Genomic DNA, 4,450 nt, shown 5'->3' with positions numbered 1-4,450 from the left:
CGCGGCGGAGGCGGCGGCGGCGGAGGCGGCGGCGGTGGCGGCGGAGGCGGCGGCGGCGGAGGCGGAGGCGGCGGCGGAGGCGGCGGCGGAGGCGACGGCGGAGGCGGAGGCGGCGGCGGGTCCAGCGGTTGGTTCAGCCCTCCCTCGATCGCCAGCGCCGTCACCAGGGAAAGCGCCCCCATCACCTCCTCGCAGCTCTCGCCCGACACCTCCCGCAGCGAGCTTTCCCCTCCCGGCATCTCGATCCGGAGCTCCCCCCGCAGCTTCCCTCGATTCTCCTCGAACAGGCTCGCCGTCAGCGTCCGCGCGACCTCCCCCTCCTTGGCCACGCGCAGATCCGGCACCTCGGCCCGCACGGCCGCGAGAAAATCCTCGGCGCCCGGGCAACGCGCCGGGGCGGTGTAGACGATCCGGACCGGGGCGAGGTCGCCCTGGGAGGGCCGCGCCGCGAGGAGCAGGGCGGCGAGGGCCCCGGCTCGCGCGAGCCTTCGATCAGGACGCGCGCCGCTCATCGCCGAGGGCCGGCTCTTGCAAGTACCGCGTCTCCGGGTTCTCGCGACGCCAGATGACGGTGTCCATGAAGTAGTGGTGGATGTTCACGAACGCGTAGAGCGCCGCGAAATACGGCGTGGGCCCGAGGTCCTCGAGTGCCGCCCGGCCGCGCGGCGCGAGCGCCTCGTCGAGCGCCGTGGGCGCGCCGTGGAACAGGAGCCAGCCGAGGCCGACGGCGCTCACCGCGAGGATGCCGATCCGCGTCCGCGCCGACCGTTCGAACCAGGGCGGCCCCTCGCGCTCCCGCGCCTCGTTCCCCTTCATCAGCCAGACGAAGTACAGGTATTGCACCGAGTGCAACGCCGGAATGACGTACCGCACGAGCGGATCGCTGCTCGAGTAGATCGACCACGACCAGATGCTGCAAAGCAGCGCGGTGAGCGGGGTCAGAATCGGCAAGCGGCCTTCGCGCCGCCACTTCTGGACGAGGACCCACGCGAGCGGGAGCAGCGTCGATAAAAACACCACGTGCGTGAGGTGTTCGAGCCAGGCCGGGTGCGCGAGGGTCGTGTAGACGACGCCCTTTTCCTCGACGTCGCGGCCCGGATCGACGGGGCTCGCCCAGGCGTAGGCCCAGCCGGAGAAGCAGTGCGCGAGGACCGCGAGTCGCTCGCGCGGAGCGAAACGAACCCCGCGCCGCGCCGCGAGCACGGTGAAGACGCCGAACCCTTGCTTCACGTAGTGCCAGCCCACGAGGAGAAACATCAGCCGGATGAGCAGGCTCAACGTGAACGCGGACTTCGTCGCGAGCCCCACGAGGGCCACGCCGCCGAGGATCAGCGGGACCCCGAAGCCCGCGACGAGGTATCGAGCCCGCTGCGCCCCGCGAAAGGCGCCGCCGAACGCGCGGGCCTTCACGTCCTTGTAAAACAGGAGGTACGTGACCGCGAAGTGCGGGTCGTTGATGACGAACGCCGCGTGGAACATGAGGAAGCCAACCGCATATTCCGCGGGGTCGAGCCCGAAGGCGCGCCGGAGCAGAAAAGAAAGAGGAAAGAGGAAGGGGGTCACGCCTCCCACGAGGAAAAACTCGACCAGGCCCGAAGAACCGCGGGCGCGCGACGGCTCGAGGGGTCGCGACGGGGCCATGGGCACGCTGGTCATGGAGGTGACGCTATCATCCCTTTCGCCCGCACGGAGCCCGTAGAAACGGGCGCTTGGCAGTTGACGGGCCCGGGGGAGTTTGGTTGCCTCGTCCTCTGGAGCGCCATTCACCATGAGCGATCGCACGGAAAGCGCGTACCTCACGTTCCTTTCGAGCCAGGAGCGCGAGCTCTGCGCCGCGATCTCGACGGACGTCGCCACAGAGATCCCGTTCCTCGGGAAGGCCGGGGCGGCCGAGGCTACAGCGTGGGTCGAAGGGGTCGTGGCGGGCGTGATCCGCGTGCTCGCCGGCGAGGCGGAGACCGAGACGCTCGTGGTCCATTTCGTGGACCTCGCGGGTCGAGGCGCCGCGGCCGAGGAGGTCGTCCGCGCGGTCACCGTCTGCCGACGGCACGCCCTGCGCGTCTCGCTGCGCGCCCTGCCCGAGGTGTCGGGCGCGGCCGAGGGGACCCTTCGCCTCTCGGCCTGCTTCGACGCGGCCGCCGAGGGCGTCGGCCGGCACTACGCCAAGGTCGCCGAGGCGCGATGCCGCGACGGCGCGGCGCGCTTTCGCAGCCTGGTCGGCGCGATCGGCAACGTCATCGTGATCATCGACGAGGACGGCCGCATTTCCGACTGGAATGGCGAGGCCGAGCGCGTTTATGGCTGCCCCCGGGACGAGGCGATCGGCAAGGATTACTTCGAGATGTTCCTGCCGCCCGAGGTCCACGCGTCCATCCGGGCCGACATGCGCAAGGTGCTCGCGGGCGAGCCCACGCGGAGGTACGAGAACCCGATCCTCTCGCGCGACGGCGCGATCCGGATCGTCGAATGGAACGTCGATCGCGTGGTCGACGGCGAGGGCCGCCCCGTGGCGATCGTCGGCAGCGGCTACGACGTCACCGAGCATCGGCAGATCCGTGAGCGGCTCGAACGAAGCCAGGCCGAGATCCAGGCCATTCTCGACAACGCGCCCATCGTGGTCTTCGTCAAGGACCTCGAAGGCCGCTTCACCTTCGTGAACCGCCAGTTCGACGAGCTCTTCAACTTCGATCGCGGGTGGGTCGTCGGCAAGCTGGACGCGGATTTCCTCCCGCCCGAGGCCGTGAAGCAGAATCGCGACAACGACAAGGACGCGCTCGCGGCGGGGCGCCCGCTGGTCAGCGAGGAGATCATCCCGACCAAGGACGGCGTCCACGTCTACCTGGTCTCGAAGTTCCCGCTCTTCGACGACGGCGGGGCTGCGTACGCGGTCTGCGGGGTGTCGCTCGACATCACCGCGCGCAAGCGCGCCGAGGAGGAGCGGGCCGAGCTCGCCCAGAAGATCATCGACGCGCAACACGCGGCGCTGCGGGCGCTGTCGACGCCGCTCCTGCCGATCGCGAACGGGGTCGTGCTCATGCCGCTCGTCGGGGCCATCGACGCGGCTCGCGCCTGTCTCGTGCTGGAGACGCTGCTCGACGGCGTGGGCGCGCATCGGGCCGAGGTCGCGATCCTCGACATCACGGGCCTCCGGGAGGTCGACGCCGAGGTCGCGAGTGGCCTCGTGCAGGCGGCGCAGGCGGCGGCGCTGCTCGGCGCGGAGGTCGTGCTCACGGGCGTGCGGCCGGCGGCGGCGCGCGCGCTCATCGAGCTCGGCGTCGACATGCGCGGGATCAAGACGCTCGGCAGCCTGCAGCAGGGCGTGACGCACGCGATCATGCGATCCCGGGGGCGCGCCCTCTCCCGCTGAATCAACCACGCGGCGAGGCGAGCCACTTCCTCCAGGCCGCATAATCACGCTCGCCCAGATCCTTTCCGCTCACCTTCTTCAGGATCTTGTACGCGAAATCGTGGTTGTTCGGCTGCTCGAGCTCGAGCAGCGCGATCAGCGTGGGGCCGGCCTCCTTGATCACCTGCGGGTAGAGCTTCGCGCCGCCCGGCCGATCGACGAGGCCCCACGTCACGGCGGCGGCCTTGTTGCGGTCGCTCATCGTGGGGCCGTTCAGGTTCTTCAGCACCGGCGTGAGCGGCACGTCCACGTCGTGGTGGAACATGGCCACGTTCACGAGCACGCGCGTCGCGTTGTTGCGGACGAGCGTGTCCGGATCGTCGAGCAGCGGCAGCATCAGACCGACGAGCTTCTTGCCGTCCTTGATGTGGGCGAGCAGGAACGCCGCCGCGGCGCGATCCTTCGGATCCTTGTCCTCCTTCAGGATCTTGGCGAGTTTGTCCTCGTTCGGCGGCACGTCCTTCACGAACTTCTCGCCATAGGGGGCGAGTTTTTCGTGCACGTACCCGCCCATGCAGTGGAATGCGGGGCAAGCGACGCGCTCGGGGCCGATTTGTTTCTCGCGCATCATGCGGAAGAACGTGGACTCGTATTCCTTCCACGCCGCGAGCAGGCCCGCCGGATCCTCGAAATCGCCCTTCGGCTCGGGTCCGAACGTGAGGCGCTTCTTCATGTCCTTGCGCTCGACCACGTCCACCGTCACGTAGCTCTGCGGCACGTCGCCCATGTTGTAATAGGTGACGGGCGAGAGCTGGACCCAGCCGATGTCCTTGTGCTCGGCGAGAATGCCGTCGACCATCTCCTTCTCGAGCTTCTTCGTGAGCGCTTCGTCCTCGGTGTCGAACCAGCGCTGGAAGGTCTCGCCGAATCGCGTCCGCACCCAGGCGCCGTCGAACTTTTTCGTGCCGTAGACGTCGACGGCCTTGAGCACGGGCGCGGGCGCCGGAGGCGGGGCGGGCGGCGCCGGGGCGGCAGCCGAGGCCGTGGCCGTGGGCACGGCCGTGACCGGCGGCGCTGGCGCGGGCGGCGGAGGCGGAGGCGCGG

At 69.8% G+C, this 4,450-nt stretch carries 4 protein-coding genes; 1 reads left to right on the top strand and 3 read right to left on the bottom strand.

Annotation, left to right across the window (positions count from 1 at the left end):
* On the bottom strand, positions 1 to 512 hold a 512-nt coding region (locus QHF83_RS52955; protein WP_282425819.1), incomplete at its 3' end, for a hypothetical protein.
* On the bottom strand, positions 493 to 1,656 hold the full coding sequence (locus QHF83_RS52950) for a hypothetical protein (protein WP_282425818.1): 1,164 nt from the start codon (positions 1,654 to 1,656) through the stop codon (positions 493 to 495). The genes QHF83_RS52955 and QHF83_RS52950, both read right to left, overlap by 20 nt.
* 112 nt (positions 1,657 to 1,768) lie before the next feature.
* On the opposite strand from QHF83_RS52950, the gene QHF83_RS52945 reads away from it, so the two are divergent.
* Positions 1,769 to 3,367 carry a PAS domain-containing protein gene (locus QHF83_RS52945; protein WP_282425817.1) on the top strand — a complete coding sequence of 533 codons (1,599 nt, stop codon included), beginning with the start codon at positions 1,769 to 1,771 and terminating at the stop codon, positions 3,365 to 3,367.
* A gap of 1 nt (position 3,368) precedes the next feature.
* Here the strand turns inward: QHF83_RS52945 and QHF83_RS52940 are convergent.
* Positions 3,369 to 4,450, bottom strand: a 1,082-nt coding sequence (locus QHF83_RS52940; RefSeq protein WP_282425816.1) for a HEAT repeat domain-containing protein, incomplete at its 5' end; no start/stop codon positions are given.

It is taken from the genome of Polyangium sp. 15x6 (genome assembly GCF_029960785.1).
Lineage (GTDB): Bacteria > Myxococcota_A > Polyangia > Polyangiales > Polyangiaceae > Polyangium.
The sequence above is the reverse complement of the archived record's forward strand: the minus strand, read 5'-3'. Positions and strand labels throughout refer to the sequence as shown.